Annotated in this window: 3 protein-coding genes; all 3 read right to left on the bottom strand. The window is 77.3% G+C overall.

Annotated elements, in window-relative coordinates:
- Positions 1-365: beta-ketoacyl synthase N-terminal-like domain-containing protein (locus BL253_RS35535; RefSeq protein WP_198946527.1), on the bottom strand; the 365-nt coding region annotated here is incomplete at its 3' end.
- 43 nt (positions 366-408) lie between these two features.
- On the bottom strand, positions 409-13,176 hold the full coding sequence (locus BL253_RS43320) for a type I polyketide synthase (RefSeq protein WP_206745142.1): 12,768 nt from the start codon (positions 13,174-13,176) through the stop codon (positions 409-411).
- Entirely contained in the window at positions 13,173-20,243 is a 7,071-nt protein-coding gene (locus tag BL253_RS44985; RefSeq protein ID WP_081439018.1) for a type I polyketide synthase, read from the bottom strand. The genes BL253_RS43320 and BL253_RS44985 overlap by 4 nt, the downstream gene beginning before the upstream one ends.
- Positions 20,244-20,336 lie beyond the last annotated feature (93 nt).

Raw genomic sequence — 20,336 nt, 5'->3', positions numbered from 1 at the left:
GGGTCGGTGGCCAGGGCTTCGCGTGGGCTCATCGCGAAGAAGGCGGGGTCGAAGTCGGCGGCGTCGTGCAGGAAGCCACCGTGGCGGGTGTAGCTCGTGCCGGCGTGCTCCGGGTCGGGATCGAACAGCGCGTCCAGATCCCAGCCGCGGTCGGTCGGGAATTCGGTGATCGCGTCCGTGCCGGCGGCGAGGAGGTCCCAGAGCTGTTCGGGGGTGGTGACGCCGCCGGGGTAGCGGCAGGCCATCCCCACGATCGCGATGGGCTCCCGCCGTGCGGCCTCCACCTGGGCGAGCCGCTGCCTCGTCTCGTGGAGGTCGGCCGTCACCCACCTGAGGTAGTCGACGAGCTTCTTCTCGTCAGCCATGCGAGGTCTACCTTCCGTTGACGAGGATCGGCCCGGGACCGCCCTAGCCCACTGAGCGGCCGAGCTCGTTGTCGATGAAGTCGAAGATCTCGTCCGTGGAGGCGTCCAGGAGCTTCTCGGCGGCCTCGGCCGACCGGGCCGCCTTGCCGGGCGCCGGCTGACCAGGCCGCTGCCACGGGGACGCGGGGCCGTCGCCCCAGCGGGCCACCAGCTCCCGCAGCCTGGCCGTGACCGTCGCGCGCGCCGCACCGTCCGGCGCGATCGCGGTGAGGTCGTCCGACAGCCGGTCGAGCGTCTCGAGAGCACGCCGCGCGTCGTCCTCGGGCGCGGGTGTGAGCCGGGCCGTGAGCAGTTCGGTGAGGGCCGTCGGGGTCGGGTGGTCGAAGATGACGGTGGTCGCGAGCCGCAGGCCGGTGGCGGCGCCGAGCCGGTTGCGCAGCTCGACGGCGGTGAGCGAGTCGAGCCCCAGCTTGGTGAACTCCTGGTCGACGTCGACCGTGGCCGGGTCCGGGTGACCGAGCACGGTCGCGACGTTCGCCCGTACCAGCTCGGCCACGATCCCGGCCCGTTCCCGCGCACCCGCCTCGGCGAGCCGGCGCGCGAGCGCCGGCGCGGCCGCCGTCCGCCGTCGCGCCGCGACGGGAAGCAGGTCGCGCAGCACGGCGGGCAGCGCGCCGGCGGCGGCGAGGTCCCGCAGGGCACCCAGGTCGAGGGCGGTGGGGACGAGGGCCGCGCGCCGCGTGGTGAGCGCGGTGTCGAGGAGGGCGAGCGCGGTCTCGGTGGGCAGGGCGGTGATGCCGGTGCGGTGCAGACGGGTGTGCTGGTTCGCACTGAGCCGCTCGGTCAGCGCGCTGGTCTCCTGCCAGAGGCCCCAGGCGAGGCTGGTCGCGGGCAGGCCGGCGGCGTGGCGGTGATGGGCGAGCGTGTCGAGGTAGGCGTTGGCGGCGGCGTAGCCGGCCTGGCCGGCGTTTCCGAGCGTGCCGGCGACCGACGAGAAGAGCACGAAATGGGTGAGGGGCAGATGTTGGGTGAGGCGGTGCAGGTGCCAGGCGGCGTCGATCTTCGGAACGAGGACGCGGTGGAGCTGGTCCGCTGTCGTCGCGGTGAGAGTGGCGTCGTCAAGGACGCCGGCGGTGTGGATGACGCCGCGCAGGGGGCGGTCGGTGGGGATGCTCGAGAGGAGGTCGGCGAGCTGGTGGGGGTCGGCGGTGTCGCAGGCGGTGATCGTCACGTCGGCGCCGGCCTCGGTCAGCGCGGCGGTGAGCTGGCCGGCGCCCGGGGCGTCGGGTCCCCGTCGGCTGGTGAGCAGCAGGTGACGGACGCCGTGCCGGGCGACGAGGTGGCGGGCGACGAGGCTGCCCAGGGTGCCAGTGCCGCCGGTGATGAGGACCGTCCCGTCCGTGTCCGGCGCCTGCTGGCCGTCGGTGTCGCCGTCGGCGGGACGGGCGGTCAGCCGGGGGACGAGCGCGGCGCCGCCGCGCAGGGCCAGCTGGGGCTCGCCGGCGATGCCCGCAGGCCCGCCGAGGGCGGCGAGCAGTGCGGGCAGGGCGGCCAGGCTGGCCGGATGGTCGTCGACGTCGAGGAGGGTGAACCGGTCGGGATGCTCGGCCTGCGCGGTGCGGATGAGGCCCCAGACCGGCCCGGCGCTCAGCGACCGGATCGGGTCGCCGTCGGCGGTCGCGACCGCTCCGCGCGTCACCAGCACCAGTCGGGAGCCCTCGAAGCGCGGCTCGGCGACCCATCGCTGGGCGAGTTCGAGGGCCCACGCCGCGGTCGCGTGGGCGGATGCGACGGGATCGTCGGTCCGCCCGCCGCCGTCGGCCTGGCCCGCGTCGTCGGCGTGCATGGGTGCCACGGTCACCACCTGCCGCGGTGCCGGTTCGCCGGCGACGACGGACGCCGTCAGCGCCGCGAGGTCGCGGTGTCTCGCGACCGCGGCGTCGGATCCGCCGACGGCCTCGGCGACGGGGGAGCCCGCACCGTCCAGAAGCACCAGTTCGCCGGACGCCGAGGCGTCGCCCCGGAGCTCGCCGGCGAGGTCGCCCACTGGCTTCCACCCGAGACTGAACAGCATCGGTGACCGGCCGGACCCGGCGGTCCGCGGCTCGGCGGGGTCGAACGGCCGGGTCGTGAGGGCCTCCGCCGTTAGCACCGTCGCGCCGTCGGTGCCGGCCGCGAGCAGCGAGAAGGTCGCCGGGCCGGTCCGGGTAAGCCGGACCCGCAACGCCGTCGCTCCCGTGGACCGGACCTCTACTCCCTCCCAGGAGAACGGAAGCCGCAGCGTCGACGGCACACCGTCGTCGGAGCCGGAGCCGGAGCCGGAGCCGGAGCCGGAGCCGGAGCCGGAGCCGGAGCCGGAGCCGGAGCCCGAGCCGTCTGGCCGCGTCAGGCCATGGAGCGCGCATACATGCAACGCCGCGTCGAGCAGAGCCGGATGCGGGTCGAAGCCGTCATCCGTCGCGCTCGACGCCTCGTCCGGGAGCTCGACCTGCGCGTACAGGTCGTCGCCGTGGTACCACGCCGCGGTGAGTCCCTGGAAGGCCGGGCCGTAGCCGAGGCCGTGGTTGAGCAGCCGGCCGTAGGCAACGTCGAGATCGACACCGGTCGCCCCCGGCGGCGGCCAGGCATCCAGCGGCGATCCCGAGCCCGGGTGCCCCGTGGCGGCCGGCTCAGCGGCCAGCGTTCCGGTCGCGTGCGCGGTCCACCCGCCGCCGGTCTCGTCCGCGTCGCCAGAACCGCGCCCCGCGCCGTCCGGGCCGGCGGGCGGCCCACCAGCGGCGTCCACAAGCCGGGAATGAACCGCGACGGGACGGCGGCCCGTGTCGTCCGCGGGACCGACGCTGACCTGCAGTCGGACCGAGCCTCGCGCCGGCAGCCACAACGGCGCCGCCAGGACGAGCTCCTCGACCCCCGCGCAGCCCACCTCCCGCGCCGCGTGGGCCGCCAGCTCCAGGAACGCGGTACCGGGCAGCAGCGGCACGCCGGCGACGGCATGGTCCGCGAGCCAGGGATGGGTCCCAAGCCCCACCCGGCCGGTGAGCACCAGGCCGGCGCCGTCGGCCAGGTCGACGGCCGCCCCCAGCAACGGATGCCCGGTCGGCGCGAGACCGGTCGCGTTTAGGTCGCCGGGCGCCGAACCGGTGGCGAGCCAGTACCGCTGGCGCTGGAAGGGGTAGGTCGGCAGGTCGGGCAGCACCGCCAGCGCGGCCGGTACGGCCGGGGAGATCACGGTGGCCCAGTCGACCGCGGCGCCGTTCACGTGCGCCTCGGCGAGCGAGGTGAGCCAGCGACCCCAGCCGCCCTCGCCGCGCCGCAACGAGCCGGTCGCGGCGCCGCCCGCACCGTCCCCGGTCGCCGTCGCGTCGTCCAGCGTCTCCTGGACGCCCACGGTGAGGACGGGGTGTGGGCTGCTCTCGACGAACGACCGGTGGCCGTCGGCCATCAGCCGGCGGACCGTCTGCTCGAAGCGCACCGTCTCGCGCAGGTTCCGGTACCAGTAGCCGGCGTCCAGCCCGGTGGTGTCGACGGGTTCGCCGGTCACCGTCGAGTAGAACGGCACGCTGCTCGGCCGCGGCGCGATCCCGGCCATCGCCGCGAGCAGCTCGTCGCGGATTCGTTCCATGTGGGCGGAATGGGAGGCGTAGTCGACCGGGATCCGGCGGGCCCGCACCCCGTCCGTCTCGCAGCCGGCCAGCAGCTCGTCGAGCGCGTCGCGGGAGCCCGAGACGACGGTGGAGCGCGGGCCGTTGACCGCGGCGACCGACAGGCGGCCCGCCCAGCGACCGATCCGCGCGGCGGCCGCGTCCAGGGGGAGCGGCACCGACGCCATGCCGCCGTCACCGGCGATCGTCGCCAACGCGCGGCTGCGCAGCGCGACCAGCCGCGCGGCGTCGTCGAGGGTCAGCGCGCCGGCGACGTACGCCGCCGCGATCTCGCCCTGCGAGTGGCCGACGACCGCGGCCGGCTGGACCCCGCACGACCTCCACAGCGCCGCCAGCGAGACCATCGTCGCGAACAGCACCGGCTGCACCACGTCGACCCGTTCCAGCGACGGCGCGCCGGGCGTCCCACGCAGCACGTCGAGCAGGGACCAGTCGACGTGCGGCGCGAGCGCGGCCGCGCACGCCTCGACCTCGGCGCGGAACACCGCGGACGCGTCGAGCAGCTCCGTGCCCATGCCGTCCCACTGCGGGCCCTGCCCGGGGAACACCAGCACCGGCTGCCCGGCGCCGGCCGCGCCGCCGGGCGCCCTGCCCGTCACGACCTCGCCGGCCGGCCGCCCGGCGGCGAGCGCTTCCAGCGCCGCGACGAAGCCGGCCTGGCCGGTGGCGACGACGACGCCGCGCTCCTCGAACGTGGTGCGCGCGGCGCCGAGCGCGAGACCGACCCCGGCCAGGTCGAGCCCGGGCGTCGCCACGACGTGCTCGCGCAGCCGTCCGGCCTGGTCGCGCAGGGCGTCCGGGTCGCGGGCCGACAGGACCCACGGGATCGGGCGGGAGGCCTCGCCCCCGTCGGCGGCGCCGCCGGAACCGGCGAGGTTGGTGCCGGTCGGGCCGGCGGCGGGGACCGCCCCGGGGGCGGACTCGATGATCACGTGGGCGTTGGTGCCGCTGATCCCGAAGGAGGAGACGGCCGCCCGGCGGGGACGGTCGGCCACCGGCCACGGCCGCGGCTCGGTGAGCAGCGCGACGGTCCCGGCGGACCAGTCGACGTGCGGCGACGGGTCCTGCGCGTGCAGGGTCCGCGGCAGCTCGCCGTGCCGCATCGCCAGCACCATCTTGATCACGCCGCCGACGCCGGCGGCCGCCATGGTGTGGCCGATGTTCGACTTGAGCGAGCCCAGCCACAGCGGCTGGTCCTCGGGGCGCTCGCGCCCGTAGGTGGCGAGCAGCGCCCCCGCCTCGATCGGGTCGCCGAGGCTGGTTCCGGTGCCGTGGGCCTCCAGCGCGTCGACCTCGGCGGCGGAGACACGGGCATCCGCCAGGGCCTGGCGGATGACGCGCTGCTGGGCCGGCCCGTTCGGCGCGGTGAGCCCATTGCTGGCGCCGTCCGAGTTGACGGCGCTGCCCCGGACCACGGCGAGCACCGGATGACCGCCACGGCGGGCGTCGGAGAGGCGTTCGAGCAGCAGCATGCCGACGCCCTCACCCCAGCCGGTGCCGTCCGCCGCCGCGGAGAACGCCCTGCACCGGCCATCCGGGGACAGCGCCCGCTGCCGGCTGAACTCGACGAACGACGACGGCGTCGACATGACCGAGACGCCCCCGGCGAAGGCGAGCGAGCACTCGCCGGCCCGCAACGACCGGATCGCGAGGTGCAGCGCCACCAGCGATGACGAGCAGGCCGTGTCGATGGTCAGCGCCGGCCCCTCCAGTCCCAGGGTGTAGGCGACGCGGCCGGAGGCGACGCTCGTCGTGGTACCGGTCGCGAGGTAACCCTCCAGGTCCTCGGGGACCCGGCCAGGGCCGGAGCCGTAGCCCTGCGAGACCACGCCGGCGTAGACGCCGGTGGCGGTGCCGCGCAGCCGCGCGGGGACGATGCCGGCGCGTTCCGCGGCCTCCCAGGCGGTCTCCAGCAGCAGCCGGTGCTGCGGGTCGACGGCGACCGCCTCCCGCGGGCTGATCCCGAAGAACGCCGGGTCGAACAGGTCCGCGTCGTGCAGGAAGCCGCCGTGGCGGGCGTACGAGGTGCCGGAGCGGTCCGGGTCGGGGTCGTACAGGGCGTCGAGATCCCAGCCCCGGTTGGTGGGGAACGCGCCGATCGCGTCCGTGCCGGCGGTCAGCAGCCGCCACAGGTCCTCGGGGGTCCGCACCCCGCCCGGGAAGCGGCAGCTCATCCCGATCACGGCGATCGGCTCGGCGTCCCCGTCGTCGTCGCGCTCCCGGCCGCCGCCGGACCTGGCCGCGGCCGTCGGCGCGGCCGCGTCGTCGGTGCCGAGCACGTGCTCGCGCAGGTGGTCGGCCAGCGCCGCCGGCGTCGGATAGTCGAAGACCAGGCTCGCCGGTAGACGCAGGCCGGTGCCGCGGCTGAGCCGGTTGCGCAGCTCGACGGCCGTGAGCGAGTCGAAGCCCAGGTCACCGAAGGCGCGGTCAAGTTCGATCATGCCGGGCGCGGCGTGCCCGAGCACGGCCGCGACATCCGCGCGGACCAGGTCCAGGACGACGCGGCGCTGCTCGGCCTCGGGCCGGCCGGCGAGCCGGGCGGACAGCGCGCCCTCGCCCGCCGGCCCACCGGCGGCGGCCGCGCGCCGCGCCGGGGTGCGGACCAGCCCGCGCAGCACGCCGGGCAGCGCGCCGGCACCGGCGCGTTCCCGCAGCGCCGGCGGGTCCAGCCGGGCTGGGACGAGCGCCGGCTGGCCGGACACGAGCGCGGCGTCGAGCAGGGCCAGCGCGGCGGCGGTGGGCAGCGGGAGGAGCCCGGTGCGTCGCGGCCGGCCGCCGGCGCCGGCCGGGTCGAGCCGGCCGGTCATCGCGCTGGCCTGCTCCCACAGGCCCCACGCGAGGCTGGTCGCGGGCAGGCCGAGGACGTGCCGATGCTGGGCGAGCGCGTCGAGGTAGCTGTTGGCGGCGGCGTAGCCGGCCTGGCCCGCGTTGCCCGTGACCCCCGCGATCGAGGAGAACAGCACGAACGCGGACAGCGGCCGGTCGGCGGTGAGCTCGTGCAGGTGCCAGGCCGCGTCCGCCTTGGGCGCGAGCACCCGGTCGAGCTGAGCCTGGCTGGTCGCGGTCAGGACCGCGTCGTCGAGCACGCCCGCCGCGTGGACGACGGTGGTCAGCGGATGCCGGGCCGGGATCCCGTCCACGATCCGGGCCAGCGCGGCCCGGTCGGCGATGTCGCAGGCCACCACCGTCGCCCGCGCGCCCAGGGCGGCCAGCTCCTCGACGAGCGCGGCGGCGTCCGGCGCGTCCGGGCCGCGGCGGCTCACGAGCAGCAGGTGACGCGCCCGGTGCGCCGTCACCAGGTGGCGGGCCACCAGGCCGCCCAGCGTGCCCGTCCCGCCGGTCACCAGCACCGTCCCGTCCGGGTCGGGCGGCGGCGCCAGCGTCAGCACGAGCTTGCCGGTGTGCCGGGCCTGGCCGAGGAAACGCAACGCCTCGTGGGCGCGGTGGACATCCCAGGTCGTGACGGGCGGGGGAGCCAGCCGGCCGGCGTCGAAGAGGCCGACCAGCTCGACGAGCATCCGCTGGATCCGGTCGGGTGGGACGTCGCTCAGGTCGAACGGCCGGTACTGGATGGCGGGGTGCCGCTCGGCGACGGCCGCCGGGTCGCGCAGGTCGGTCTTTCCCATCTCCAGGAAGCGGCCGGCGGGCGCGAGCAGCCGCAGCGAGGCGTCGGTGAGCGCGCCCGCGAGCGAGTTCAGCACGACGTCGACGCCGCGGCCCCCGGTGGCGGCACGGAAGCGCGCCTCGAAGCCGGCGTCCCGGGAGGAGGCGATGTGCTCGCCGTCGAGGCCCGCCGCCGCCAGCGTCGGCCACTTGGCCGGGCTCGCGGTGCCGAAGACCTCGACGCCCCAGGCCCGGGCCAGCCCGACGGCCGCCGTGCCGACGCCGCCGGTGGCCGCGTGCACCAGCAGCGTCTCGCCGGCCTGGATCCGGGCCAGGTCCGCCAGCCCGTGGTAAGCGGTCAGGAACGCCACCGGCACCGCCGCGGCCTGCGCGAAGGTCCAGACCGCGGGGACGCGGACGAGGTGGCGATGGTCGGCCACGGACGTCGGTCCGGCGCCGTCCGCCAGCAGCCCCATGACGGCGTCGCCTGGGGCGAGCCCGGCGACGCCCGGCCCGGTCTCCACCACCAGCCCGGCGCCCTCGCTGCCGACCAGCGCCGACCCCGGGTACATGCCGAGCGCGATCAGCACGTCCCGGAAGTTCAGCCCTACGGCCCGCACGGCGACGCGGACCTGGCCCGGGGCGAGCGGCTCGGCCAGCGCCGGGCAGGGCACCAGGGCGAGCCCGTCGAGTGTGCCCTGCTCCGTCACGTCGAGCCGCCACGGCGCGTCGCCGGCGGGTGGCGTGAGCGGCGGGCCGGCCGCGCGGGTCATTCTCGGCACGAGCGCGGCGCCGCCGCGCAGGGCGAGCTGGTCCTCGCCGGCGCCGACCGCCGCCGCGAGCAGCGCGCTGGCGGCCCGGCCGGGCGCCTGCCCCGCCGGCAGGTCCAGCAGGGCGAACCGGCCGGGATGCTCCGCCTGGGCGGTTCGCAGCAGGCCCCAGGCGGCGGCGCCGACCAGGTCGGGAGCGCCGTCGGCCGGCCCCGTCGTGACCGCGCCGCGGGTGACGACCACCAGGCGCGACGCGGCGAACCGGTCGTCGGCGAGCCAGCTCTGGAGGAGGTCCAGCAGCCGGCCGAGCGACCGGTGGACGTCGGCGGTGCCGGCGGTGCCGGCGGTCGTGGCCGTCACCTCCCGAGCCGGCTCGGGCTGGGTGGGAGGCGCCGAGCCCCGCGCCGGCCGCGCGGGTGGCGTGGACGGCGGCCAGGGCAGCAGCACGGTGGCGGGCACCGCGGCGCCACGGCCGAGGGCGGCGGCGAGCGCGGCGAGGTCGTGGTGGATCTCCGCCGGGTGACCGGTGGCGGGCGTCCCGGCCAGGTCCGGACCGGTCAGGTCGCCGGTCGCGCGGCCCGTCCGCGGGTCGGCGCCCAGGTCGAGCACCGCCCACGGGTCCTGCCCGGCGGCCGGGAGCTCCCGCTCGGCCCAGGCGACCTCGTACAGCTCGCCCAGCCCGGACGCGGCCGGGAGGGCCGGCGGGTCCGCGGCCGCGCGCAGGAGCAGCGAGCCCACCGTGACGACCGGCCGGCCGGCTGTGTCGGTGCCGACCAGGGCGACGGTCGCGGAGGTGCCGGCGCCGGCGCGGTCCCCGGCGGGACCGGCCGCCGCCTGGGGCACGAGCCGGACCCGCAGGGTCCGCGCTCCGCTCGCGTGGATGCTCAGATCGCTCCAGGCGAACGGCACCAGCGGGCGCCCCGCCGCGGGGCCGGCCTCGTCCCCGGCACCGGCCGCGCCGGCGTCCGCGAGCCCGCTCGCGGCGAGCGCGTGCAGTGCCGCGTCCAGCAGCGCCGGGTGCAGCACGAACCGGTCCGCCTCGGCCTGCCGCTCCTCCGGCAGCGCGACCTCGGCGTACACCGTGCCGCCCTGGCGCCAGGCAGCCCGCAGCCCGCGGAACGCGGGGCCGTAGCGCAGCCCGCGCTCGGCCAGCCGCTCGTAGAGGTCCGCCGCCTCGACCGGCTCGGCGCCCGGCGGCGGCCACTGGGCCGTCCGCGCCGCCCAGTCCTGGGCGGGTGTCATATCGGCGTCGGCGTCGGCGTCGGTGGCGGTCGCCGGGCCGGCGGACAGCAGGCCGGTCGCGTGCCGGACCCAGCCGCCGCCCGCCTCGTCGCCGGGCTCCACGAGGTCGCCCTCCGTGCCGTCGCCGTCGGGGGCCGACGGGTGCGGTTGTGGGCGCGAGTCGACCACCACGGCGCGGCGCCCGTCGTCGTCTGTCGGGCCGACCGTCACCCGTAGCTGACGGGCCTGCTGGCCGGTGAGCTCGAGCGGCGCCGCGAGGGTGAGGTCCTCCACCCGGCTGGCGCCGACCGCGTCGCCGGCGCGCACGGCGAGGTCGACGAACGCCGTTCCGGGCAGCAGCACCCGGCCGGCGATCTCATGGTCGGCGAGCCAGGGCACGTCCCGCGTCGACACCCGCCCGGTGAGGACCAGGCCCTGCCCGTCGGCCAGCTCGATCAGGCCGCCGAGCAGCGGGTGGACCAGCGCGCCGATCCCGAGCCGGCCCGCGCCCGCCCGGCCGACGCCGGGTGCCAGCCAGAACGCCCGCCGCTGGAAGGCGAAGGTGGGCAGGTCGACCCGACGGCCCGAGCGGACCGGCAGGACGGCGTCCCAGGCGACGGCGGCGCCGTGGACACCGGCGGCCGCGACGGCCGCCGCGAACGTCCGGGTCTGCGCCCGGCCGGCCTGGCAGGTGGCGATCATTCGGGCCGGTGCCAGGCCGTCGGCCGGAGCGGCCGCGCCGCCGTCGACGCCGCCATGGCTGGCGTCGCCGTCGCCGTCGCCTGGGACGCTGTCGGCCGTCTCGGCGAGGTCGGCGAGCGTCTCCCGGGCCATCGCGGTCAGCACCGCGTCCGGCCCGACCTCCAGGTAGATCGTGGCGCCGCGGCGGCGCAGGCTGACGACCGCGTCGTGGAAGCGGACGGCCTCCCGCACGTGGCGGACCCAGTAGTCGGGCGAGCAGAGCTGGTCGGCGCTCGCCACCGCCCCGGTCACGTCGGAGATCACCGGAATCCGCGGCGGGTGGTACGTCAGCGTCCGCGCGGTCTCGGCGAACTCGGCCAGCATCCCGTCCATGTGCGGCGAGTGGAAGGCATGGCTCACCCGCAGCCGCCTGGTCCGCCGCCCGCGCTCGCGCCAGTGCGCCGCCACCTGCTCGGCGGCGCCCTCGTCACCGGACACCACGACCGACGACGGCCCGTTGACCGCGGCGATGGCGAGCAGGTCCGCGCGGCCGGCCAGGCCCGACGCGATCTCCCGCTCCGTCGCCTGGATCGCGATCATCGCGCCGCCCGGTGGCGCGGCCTGCATCAGCCGCCCACGGGCCGCGACCAGGGCGCAGGCGTCCTCGGTCGAGAGCACGCCCGCGGCGTGGGCGGCGGCGAGCTCGCCGATCGAGTGGCCGGCGAGCTGGCCGGGCCGGATACCGGCGTCGGCGAGCAGCGCGACCATGGCGGTCTCGAAGGCGAACAGCGCCGCCTGGGTGTACCGGGTCTGCCCCAGCAGGTCGGCGTCCGGGGTGCCGGCCGCGGCGAACATCACGTCCCGCAGCGGGCGGTCGGCCGGCCCGGCGAACCGGTCGATGCCCGCGCAGACCCCGTCCAGCGCCGCGGCGAACACCGGGAACGCGGCGGACAGCTCGCGGCCCATCCCGGCCCGCTGGCTGCCCTGCCCGCTGAACAGGAAGGCGGTGCCCGCGGCGCCGCGGGCGGCGGGAACGGCGGGGCCGTCACCGCGGACGAGGTCGAACGTCGCGCCGGATGCGTGCGGTGCGTCCGGCCCGTCCCCGTCCCGGCCGGCGAGCGCGGCCAGGCCACCGCGGAACCCCGCGAGGTCGGTCGCGACGACCGCGGCCCGGTGCGCGAACGCCGTCCTCGTGGTCGCCAGGGCATGTCCGACGTCCGCCGGGCGCAGGTCGGGATGCGCGGCCGCGAACCTCTCCAGCCGGTCGGCCTGGGCCGCGAGACCGGCCTCGGTCGGCGCCGACACCAGCCACGGCAACGGCAGCCCCGCCCCTGCCGCGTCCGGTGCCACGGTCTCCCGCACCGTGTTGTCCGGCACCGTGTTGTCCGGCACCGCGGTGCCCGGCGGCGTGGGGCCCGCCCCCGCGGCGCTCAGGGCGGCGGGCGCCTGCTCGAGGACCACGTGCGCGTTGGTGCCGCTGATCCCGAACGACGAGACACCGGTGCGCCGCGGCCGCCCGGTCCGCGGCCAGGGCCGGCTCGCGGTGAGCAGCTCGACGCCGCCGCCCGACCAGTCGACATGCGGCGAGGGCGCGTCGACGTGCAGGGTGCGCGGCAGCAGGCCGTGCCCCATCGCCAGCACCATCTTGATGACGCCGGCGACCCCGGCGGCGGCCTGGGTGTGGCCGATGTTGGACTTGATCGAGCCGAGCCACAGCGGCTGGCCCGCATCGCGTCCGCGGCCGTAGACGGCCAGCAGCGCGCCGGCCTCGATCGGGTCGCCCAGTGTGGTACCGGTCCCGTGCGCCTCGACGGCGTCGACGTCGCCCGGCGTCAGCTCGGCGTTCGCCAACGCCTGGCGGATCACCCGCTCCTGGGCGGGGCCGCTGGGCGCGGTCAGCCCGTTGCTCGCGCCGTCGGAGTTCACCGCGCTGCCGCGGATGGTGGCCAGTACCCGGTGCCCGTTGCGCGTCGCGTCGGACAGGCGTTCCAGCACGAGCAGGCCGACGCCCTCGGCGAAGCCGGTCCCGTCCGCCCCGGCGGCGAACGACCGGCAGCGCCCGTCGGGCGACAGGCCCCGCTRCCGGCTGAACTCGATGAACAGGCTGGGCGTGGCCATCACCGTCGCGCCACCGGCGAGCRCCAGCGAGCACTCGCCCGACCGCAGCGACTGCGCGGCCAGGTGCAGCGCCACCAGGGACGAGGAGCACGCCGTGTCGATCGTGACCGTCGGCCCCTCCAGGCCGAGCGTGTAGGACACCCGGCCCGACGCGACGCTGGTGGTGTTCCCCGTCATCAGGTAGCCCTCGACCTCGTCGGTGCCGTCGCCGGCCGGAGGCCCGTACTCCTGGGAGATCACGCCGACGAAGACGCCGGTGCGGCTGCCGCGCAGGGACGTCGGGTCCAGCCCGGCGCGTTCGAACGCCTCCCACGACGCCTCCAGCAGCAGCCGCTGCTGCGGGTCGATGGCGATGGCCTCGCGTGGGCTGATGCCGAAGAACTCCGCGTCGAAGTCGGCGGCGTCGGGAAGGAACCCGCCGTGGCGGGCGTACGAGGTGCCGGGGCGGGCCGGGTCGGGGTCGTACAGCTCGTCGAGGTCCCAGCCCCGCCCGCCCGGCAGCGGCGTGATCGCGTCCGTCTCCTCGGCGAGCAGCCGCCACAGCCCGTCGGGCGAGCCGACGCCGCCCGGGAGCCGGCAGCTCATGCCGACGATCGCGATCGGCTCCCGCTCCCTGGCCGCCGACTCCCGCAGCCGGCGGTTGGCCTCCCGCAGGTCGGTGGTCGCGCGCCGGAGATAGTCGCGCAGCTTCTGCTCGGTGGCCGAGGTCTGCTCGCTGGACATACGCCGCGTGTCTCCAGACGCCGTCGTGGTCATGACGTCACCTGCTGGTCGGTCGCGCCGAGCTCGTCGTCGAGCGCGTCGAACAGTTCGTCGTCCGTGGCCGAGGTGAGATCGTCGGCCGGCTCGTCGCCGTCCTGACCTGGCCGCTGTCCGCTCCACCGCCACAGCAGTGCCTGTAGCCGGGCCGTGACGGCCGCCCGGGTCGCGTCGTCGAGGGCGGCCTCGGTCAGTGCCGCGTCGATCCGGTCGAGCCCGGCGAGCAGCGACGCGCCGTCCGGTCTCGGGGTGAGCTGGTCTCGCAKGTGGGCGCTGACGGCGTCCGGGGTGGGATGGTCGAACACCAGGGTGGTCGCCAGCCGGATCCCGGTGGCCCTGGAGAGGCGGTTGCGCAGCTCCACGGCGGTCAGCGAGTCGAAGCCGAGGTCCTTGAACGCCCGGTGCGGGTCGACCGCCTGCGCGACGGTGTGCCCGAGCACGGCGGCGGCCTGCGCGCGTACGAGCTCGAGCAGCACGTCCCGGGCCTCCTGTTCGGCCAGCCCCGCGATCCGCTCCGCCAGCCCGCCGGTGCCCGCGGTGGGGGCCGCGCCGCCGGCCTCCCCGGCGCCGCCCGCGGCCCGCCGCGGACCACCGTCGCGCAGGCCGCGGAGCATCGGGTGCACGTCGTCCGGGTGCTGGCGGCCCAGCACCGCGGTGTCCATCGGCAGCAGCGCCAGGTACGGCCGGTGCGCGCCGGTCCCGCGGTCGAACAGCGACAGCGCCTGCGCCGTCGTCATCGGCCGGGCGCCGGTCCGGGACAGCCGGTCGACCTGGGTCTCGTCCAGGTGGCCGGTCATGCCACCGGCCTCGGCCCACAGCCCCCAGGCGAGCGACGCGGCCGGCAGGCCGGCGGCGTGCCGGTGCTGGGCGAGCGCGTCGAGGAACGCGTTCGCCGCCGCGTAGTTGGCCTGGCCGGCGTTGCCGAGCGTGCCGGCGGCCGAGGAGAACAGGACGAAGGCGGCGAGGTCCTCGCCGCGAGTGAGGTCGTGCAGATGCCAGGCGGCGTCGACCTTCGGCCGCAGCGCCGTGGCAAGGCGCCCGGGCGTCTGCGCGTCGAACGTGGCGTCCGCGAGGACGCCGGCGGCGTGGACCACCGCGGTCAGCGGGTGCGCGGGTGGGACGGTGCCCAGCAGCGCGGCCAGCGCGGCGCGGTCGGCGACGTCGCAGGCGGCCAGCCGGACCGTCGCGCCCAGCCCGGCCAGCTCCTCGGCCAGCTCCGGCGCTCCCGGTGCGTCGGGCCCGCCACGGCTGACCAGCAGCAGGTTCCGCGCGCCCCGGCTGGTCACGAGATGGCGGGCGACCTCACGCCCGAGCGCCCCGGTGGCGCCGGTGACGAGCACCGTCCCGTCGGGGTTCCAGGGCGCGGGCACCGTCAGGACGATCTTGCCGGTGTGCCGGGCCTGACTGAGGTGGCGCAGCGCCTCGGGCGCGGCGCGGATGTCCCAGGCCGTGACGGGCAGCGGCGGCAGCGCGCCGGCGGCGAACAGTTCGTACAGGTCGGTGAGCATCCGGTGGATCCGGTCATGGCCGGCGTCGAGCAGGTCGAAGGCGTGATAGCCGGCGATGCCTGGATGCGCCCGCGCGACCTCGCCCGGCTCACGGATGTCGGTCTTGCCCATCTCCAGGAACCGCCCGCCGGGCGCCAGCAGCCCGAGTGAGGCGTCGACGTACTCCCGGGCCAGCGAGTTCAGCACGACGTCGACGCCGCGGCCGCCGGTCGCGGCGCGGACGCGGCCGGCGAAGTCCAGGCTGCGGGACGAGGCGATCCGCTCGTCGTCGAGACCGAGCCCGCGCAGCGTGTCCCACTTGGCCGGGCTGGCCGTCCCCAGCACGGTGACGCCCCAGTGCCTGGCCAGGGCGATCGCCGCCATCCCCACCCCGCCGGTCGCGGCGTGCACCAGGAGCGACTCGCCGGGCTGGATCCGTGCCAGATCGGCGAGGCCGTAGTACGCGGTGAGGTAGACGACCGGGACGGCGGCCGCCTGCGCGAACGTCCAGCCCGGGGGGACGGGCACCAGGTAGCGGCGGTCGGTGACGCTGATCGGCCCGAGGCCGCCGGAGAGCAGCCCCATGACGCGGTCGCCGACGGCGAGGCCGGTCACGCCGGGCCCGACCTCGACGACGACGCCGGCGCCCTCGCCGCCGCGGGGCCGCGGATCGTCCGGGATGATCCCGAGCGCGATGAGGGCGTCCCGGAAGTTCACCCCGACCGCCCGGACCGCGACACGGACTTGGCCGGCCGCCAGTGGCGTCAGCGTCTCGCCGCCGGGAACGAGGGCGAGGCCGTCCAGCGCGCCCTGGCCGGTCCGGCCGAGCCGCCAGCTCGTCGCCGGCAGCGGCGGGCCGGCGGTCTCCGATCCCGAAGCGCCGTCCTTCGGCGCCCCCTCGGGGGGCGGCCCCTCGGCGGGCGGCGCCGCGGCCACCGGAGGCGGTGACAGTGCGGTGCCCGCCGGGACGGCCAGGGCCTCGTCCGTGCTCAGCCGGGCGAGCCGCGGGACGAACGCGGTGCCGTGCCGGACGGCGACCTGCGTCTCGCCCGCAGTCAGGGCGAGCGCGGCGGCGGCGGGCGAGCCCTCGTGGCCGTCCACGTCGAGCAGGACGAACCGGTCCGGATGCTCGGTCTGCGCCGAGCGGAGCAGGCCCCAGCCGGCGGCGCCGGCCAGCCCGCCGGCCCGGTCGCCGGGACGTGCCCCGACCGCGTCGGTGGTGACGACGACCAGCCTGGAGTCCGCCAGGGCGTCGTCCGTGAGCCATTCCTGGGCCAGCGCGAGCAGCCGCTCGGCCATCCGGTGAACGGCGCCCGTCGGTGGCTCCGACCTGGGGCCGTCACCGTCACCGGCGTCGGCGTCGGAGCCGGTGGCGGGGAGCACGGCGGGATCCCCGGAGACGAGGACGAGGACGGGCGGGCGCGCGCCGCCGGCGACCGCGTCCCGCAGCGCCGTGAGGCTGGCGAACTCCCGTGCCGGCGAGCCCGCGGCCGCGGCGATCGTGCCCAGCGGGCCGGAGCCCGAGCCGGGGCCGAGGACGGCCCACGGCTCGGCAGTCGCGGGAGTCCCCGCCAGCGTGGCCGGCGCCGTCAGCTCCGTCGCGGACACCTCGGCGGGCGTGGCCAGCGGGAGCCAGTCCATCCGGAACACCGAGTCCCGATGGTCGCCGGCGCGGTCGGACCGCCGGGCTCGGACGAGATCGGTGAGGGGCACCGCGCGGACGGTGAGCGCGCCCACGTCGGCGACGGGGGCGCCGGTGGCGTCGGCGAGCGCGAGGGTGACGGTCTCGGGCCCGGACGGGGTGAGCCGGGCCCGCAGCGCCCCGGTGCCGACCGCGTGCAGCGACACGTTGGACCAGGAGAACGGCAGCCGCAGCCGCTCGGGCGTCGCCGGGGAGCCGTCCGGGCCCGCCGTGGGCGCGGCACCGCCGAGCGCGTGCAGCACGGCGTCGAGCAGCGCCGGGTGGATGCCGTACTCGCCGGTGTCCAGGGCCGGGTCGACGTCGGGCGCCCGGACCTCGGCGTAGACGTCCTCGCCTGACCGCCACACCGCCCGCAGGCCCTGGAAGGCGGGGCCGTAGCCGAGGCCGCCGGCGGCCAGCCGCTCGTACCAGCCGTCGAGCGGCACCGGCTCGGCGCCCGGCGGCGGCCAGGCGGTGAGCTCGGCCCCGGAGTGCCCGGAGTGCCCGGCGAGGCCGGCGGCCGGCGCGGCGGACAGCAGGCCGGTGGCGTGCCGGGCCCACCCCTCGGCGCCGGGTGTGGCCTCGTCACCGGCCGCGGGCCGCGCGTCGATCACCAGGTCGCGGCGTCCGTCGTCGTCCGGCGCCCCCACCGTGAGCCGCAGCTCGACTGCGCCGTCCGCCGGCACCACCAGGGGGGTGGCCAGGGTCAGCTCCTCAAGCCCGCCCGCTCCCACCCGGTCGCCGGCGCGCAGCGCGAGCTCGACGAACGCCGTGCCGGGCAGCAGCACGTCGTCGCCGACGCGGTGGTCGGCGAGCCACGGGTGGTCGCGTGTCGACAGCCGGCCGGTGAGCACCGCGCCGCGGCTGTCGGGAAGGTCGACCGCGGCGCCGAGCAGCGGATGCGCGGCGGGGCTCAGCCCCAGCTCCCGTGCTCCGGCGGGTGCGGCGGTGGTGACGTCCAGCCAGAGGCGGCGCCGCTGGAAGGCGTAGGTGGGCAGGTCGACGTGCGTGCCCGTGCGCGCGGTCAGCAGCGCCAGCCAGTCGACGGGCGCGCCGTGCGTGTACGCCCGCGCGAGCGCGCCGAGCAGCTGCTCCCAGGCGGGCTGGTCGCGGCGCAGCGTGCCGATCACGGCCACGTCGGTGGCCTGCCGGCGGGCGGCCTCGGCTCCGGCCGCGGCCGGAGCGCCGGCGGCGCAAGCGGCGTCCACCGTGTCCTGGATCCCGAGCGCCAGCACCGGGTGTGGGCTGACCTCGACGAACAGGTCGTGTCCTCGGTCGAGCAGCGCACGGGTCGCCCGCTCGAGCTGGACGGTCGCGCGCAGGTTCGTGTACCAGTAGCCGCCGTCGAGCGTGTCGCCGGCGACGGGCGCGCCGTGCACCGACGAGTAGAAGGCGACGTCGGCGGGGCGGGGCCGCACGCCGGCGAGGACGCTCGCGAGCCGGCCGCGCAGCGGCTCGACCTGGGCCGAGTGGGAGGCGTAGTCGACCGGGATGACGCGGGTGCGCACCCCGCGCCCGTCGCAGTCCGCGACGAGCTCCCGCAGCGCGTCGGCGTCGCCGGAGACCGTGATCGAGGCGGGCCCGTTGATGGCGGCGACGCCGATCCGGCCGTCGTAGCCGGCCAGCAGCGCGCCGAGGTCGTCCTCGGGGAGCAGGACCGACACCATGCCGCCCCGCCCGGACAGCTCGGTCAGGGCGAGGCCGCGCTCCGCGACGACGCGGGCGGCGTCCGCCAGCGACAGGGCGCCGGCGACATGCGCGGCGGCGATCTCCCCCTGTGAGTGGCCGACGACCGCGTCCGGCTGGACGCCGAGCGCGCGCCACAGCGCCGCCAGCGACACCATGACCGCGAACAGCGCCGGCTGCACGACGTCGACGCGGTCCAGCGACGGGGCACCGGGCTCGCCGCGCAGCACCGCGACCAGCGACCAGTCGACGAACGGGGCGAGGGCGGCCTCGCACGCGCCGATCCTGGCCCGGAACAGCGGCGAGCGGTCCAGCAGCTCAGCCGCCATGCCCGCCCACTGTGAGCCCTGTCCCGGAAACGCGAACACCGTCCGGACGGCGCCACCGCCGGTGGCGCGGACGCCGCCGTGGACCACGTCGGGCCCGGGCTCACCGGCGGCGAAGGCGGTGAGCGCGGCGCGGGCCTGCGCGCGGTCGCGGACGAGCGCGACAGCCCGGTGCGCCAGCGCCGCCCGCCCGTGGACGAGGGCGTGGCCGACGTCGACCGGCGCCGTCTCGGGCGCGGCGGCCAGCCAGTCGGCCAGCCGGGCGGCCTGCGCACGCAGCGCCGGCTCGTCCGCCGCCGTGAGGACCCAGGGCACCACGTCTGGCCGGCCGGTCAGAACCGCGTCGTCCGCGGCGCCGCGGTCCTGGGCGGCCTCCAGGCGCGCCGTGGCCCGCGGCGCCGCGGCCTCGTCCGCGCCGTCCGCGCCGTCCGCGCCGTCCGCGCCGTCCGCGCCGTCCGCGTCGGCGGCCTCGGGGTCGCGGCCGGGTCCGGACGCGCCGTCGGGTGCCTGTTCGAGGATGAGGTGGGCGTTGGTGCCGCTGATGCCGAAGGAGGAGATCCCGGCGCGCCGGGGGCGGTCGTTGTCGGGCCAGGGGGTCGGGGTGGTGAGGAGCCGGATGGCGCCGGTGTCCCAGTCGACGTGGGGTGAGGGTTCGTCGGCGTGCAGGGTGCGGGGGAGCTCGCCGTGCCGCAGGGCCAGGACCATCTTGATGACGCTGCCGACGCCGGCGGCGGCCTGGGTGTGGCCGACGTTGGACTTGAGGCTGCCGAGCCAGAGGGGGCTGGCGGGGGTGTGCGCCCGGCCATAGGTGGCCAGCAGGGCGCCGGCCTCGATGGGGTCGCCCAGGGCGGTGCCGGTGCCGTGGGCGTCGACGGCGTCGACGTCCGCGGCGTCGAGCCCGGCCGCCGCCAGCGCCTGCCGGATGACCCGCTGCTGCGCCGGGCCGTTCGGCGCCGTGAGCTGGCTGCTCGCCCCGTCCTGGTTGACGGCGCTGCCGCGGATGACGGCGAGGATGGGGTGGCCGTGGCGCTGGGCGTCCGAGAGCCGTTCCAGCGCGACCAGCCCGACGCCCTCCGCCCAGCCGGTACCGTCCGCCGCCGTGCCGAAGGCCTTGCACCGGCCGTCCGGTGACAGCCCGCGCTGGCGGCTGAACTCGATGAAGGTGTTCGGGCTGGACATGACGGTGGCGCCGCCGGCGAGGGCGAGGTCGCACTCGCCGGCGCGCAGGGCGTGGGTGGCGAGGTGCAGCGCGACGAGGGACGAGGAGCAGGCGGTGTCGACGGTGACCGCGGGCCCTACGAGGCCGAAGGTGTACGACACCCGGCCGGAGGCGAGGCTGCCGGCGCTGCCGATGCCGACGTAGCCCTCGTAGCCGGCCGGGAACCGGTGGTGGCGGCTGGCGTAGTCGTCGTACATGACGCCGGTGAAGACGCCGGTGGCGCTGCCGCGCAGGGCGGTGGGGTCGATCCCGGCCCGTTCGAAGGCCTCCCAGGCCGTTTCGAGCAGGAGACGTTGCTGCGGGTCGACGGTGACGGCCTCGCGGGGGCTGAGGCCGAAGAAGGTGGGGTCGAAGTCGGCGGCGTCGTGGAGAAAGCCGCCGTGGCGGGTGTAGCTGGTGGCGGGGTGGTCGGGGTCGGGGTGGTAGAGGGTGTCGAGGTTCCAGCCGCGGTTGGTGGGGAACTCGGTGATGGCGTCCGTGCCGGTGGCGAGGAGGTCCCAGAGCTGTTCGGGGGTGGTGACGCCGCCGGGGTAGCGGCACGCCATCCCCACGATCGCGATGGGCTCCCGCCGTGCGGCCTCCACCTGGGCGAGCTGCCGCCGTGTCCGGGTCAGGTCCGCCGTGACCCGCTTGAGGTAGTCGCGGAGCCGTTCCTCGTTCGACATGCGCGTCAGCTCTCCTCGGGTGTCTCGGTCGGGCGAGCGGGGGGGGGACCAGTCCAGCTATGAGGCTCGGCCCGGTGGCTTGCCTCGGCCTTG

It is taken from the genome of Pseudofrankia asymbiotica, from assembly GCF_001983105.1.
Taxonomy (GTDB): Bacteria; Actinomycetota; Actinomycetes; order Frankiales; family Frankiaceae; genus Pseudofrankia; species Pseudofrankia asymbiotica.
This window is presented reverse-complemented; position numbering and strand designations above follow the sequence as displayed.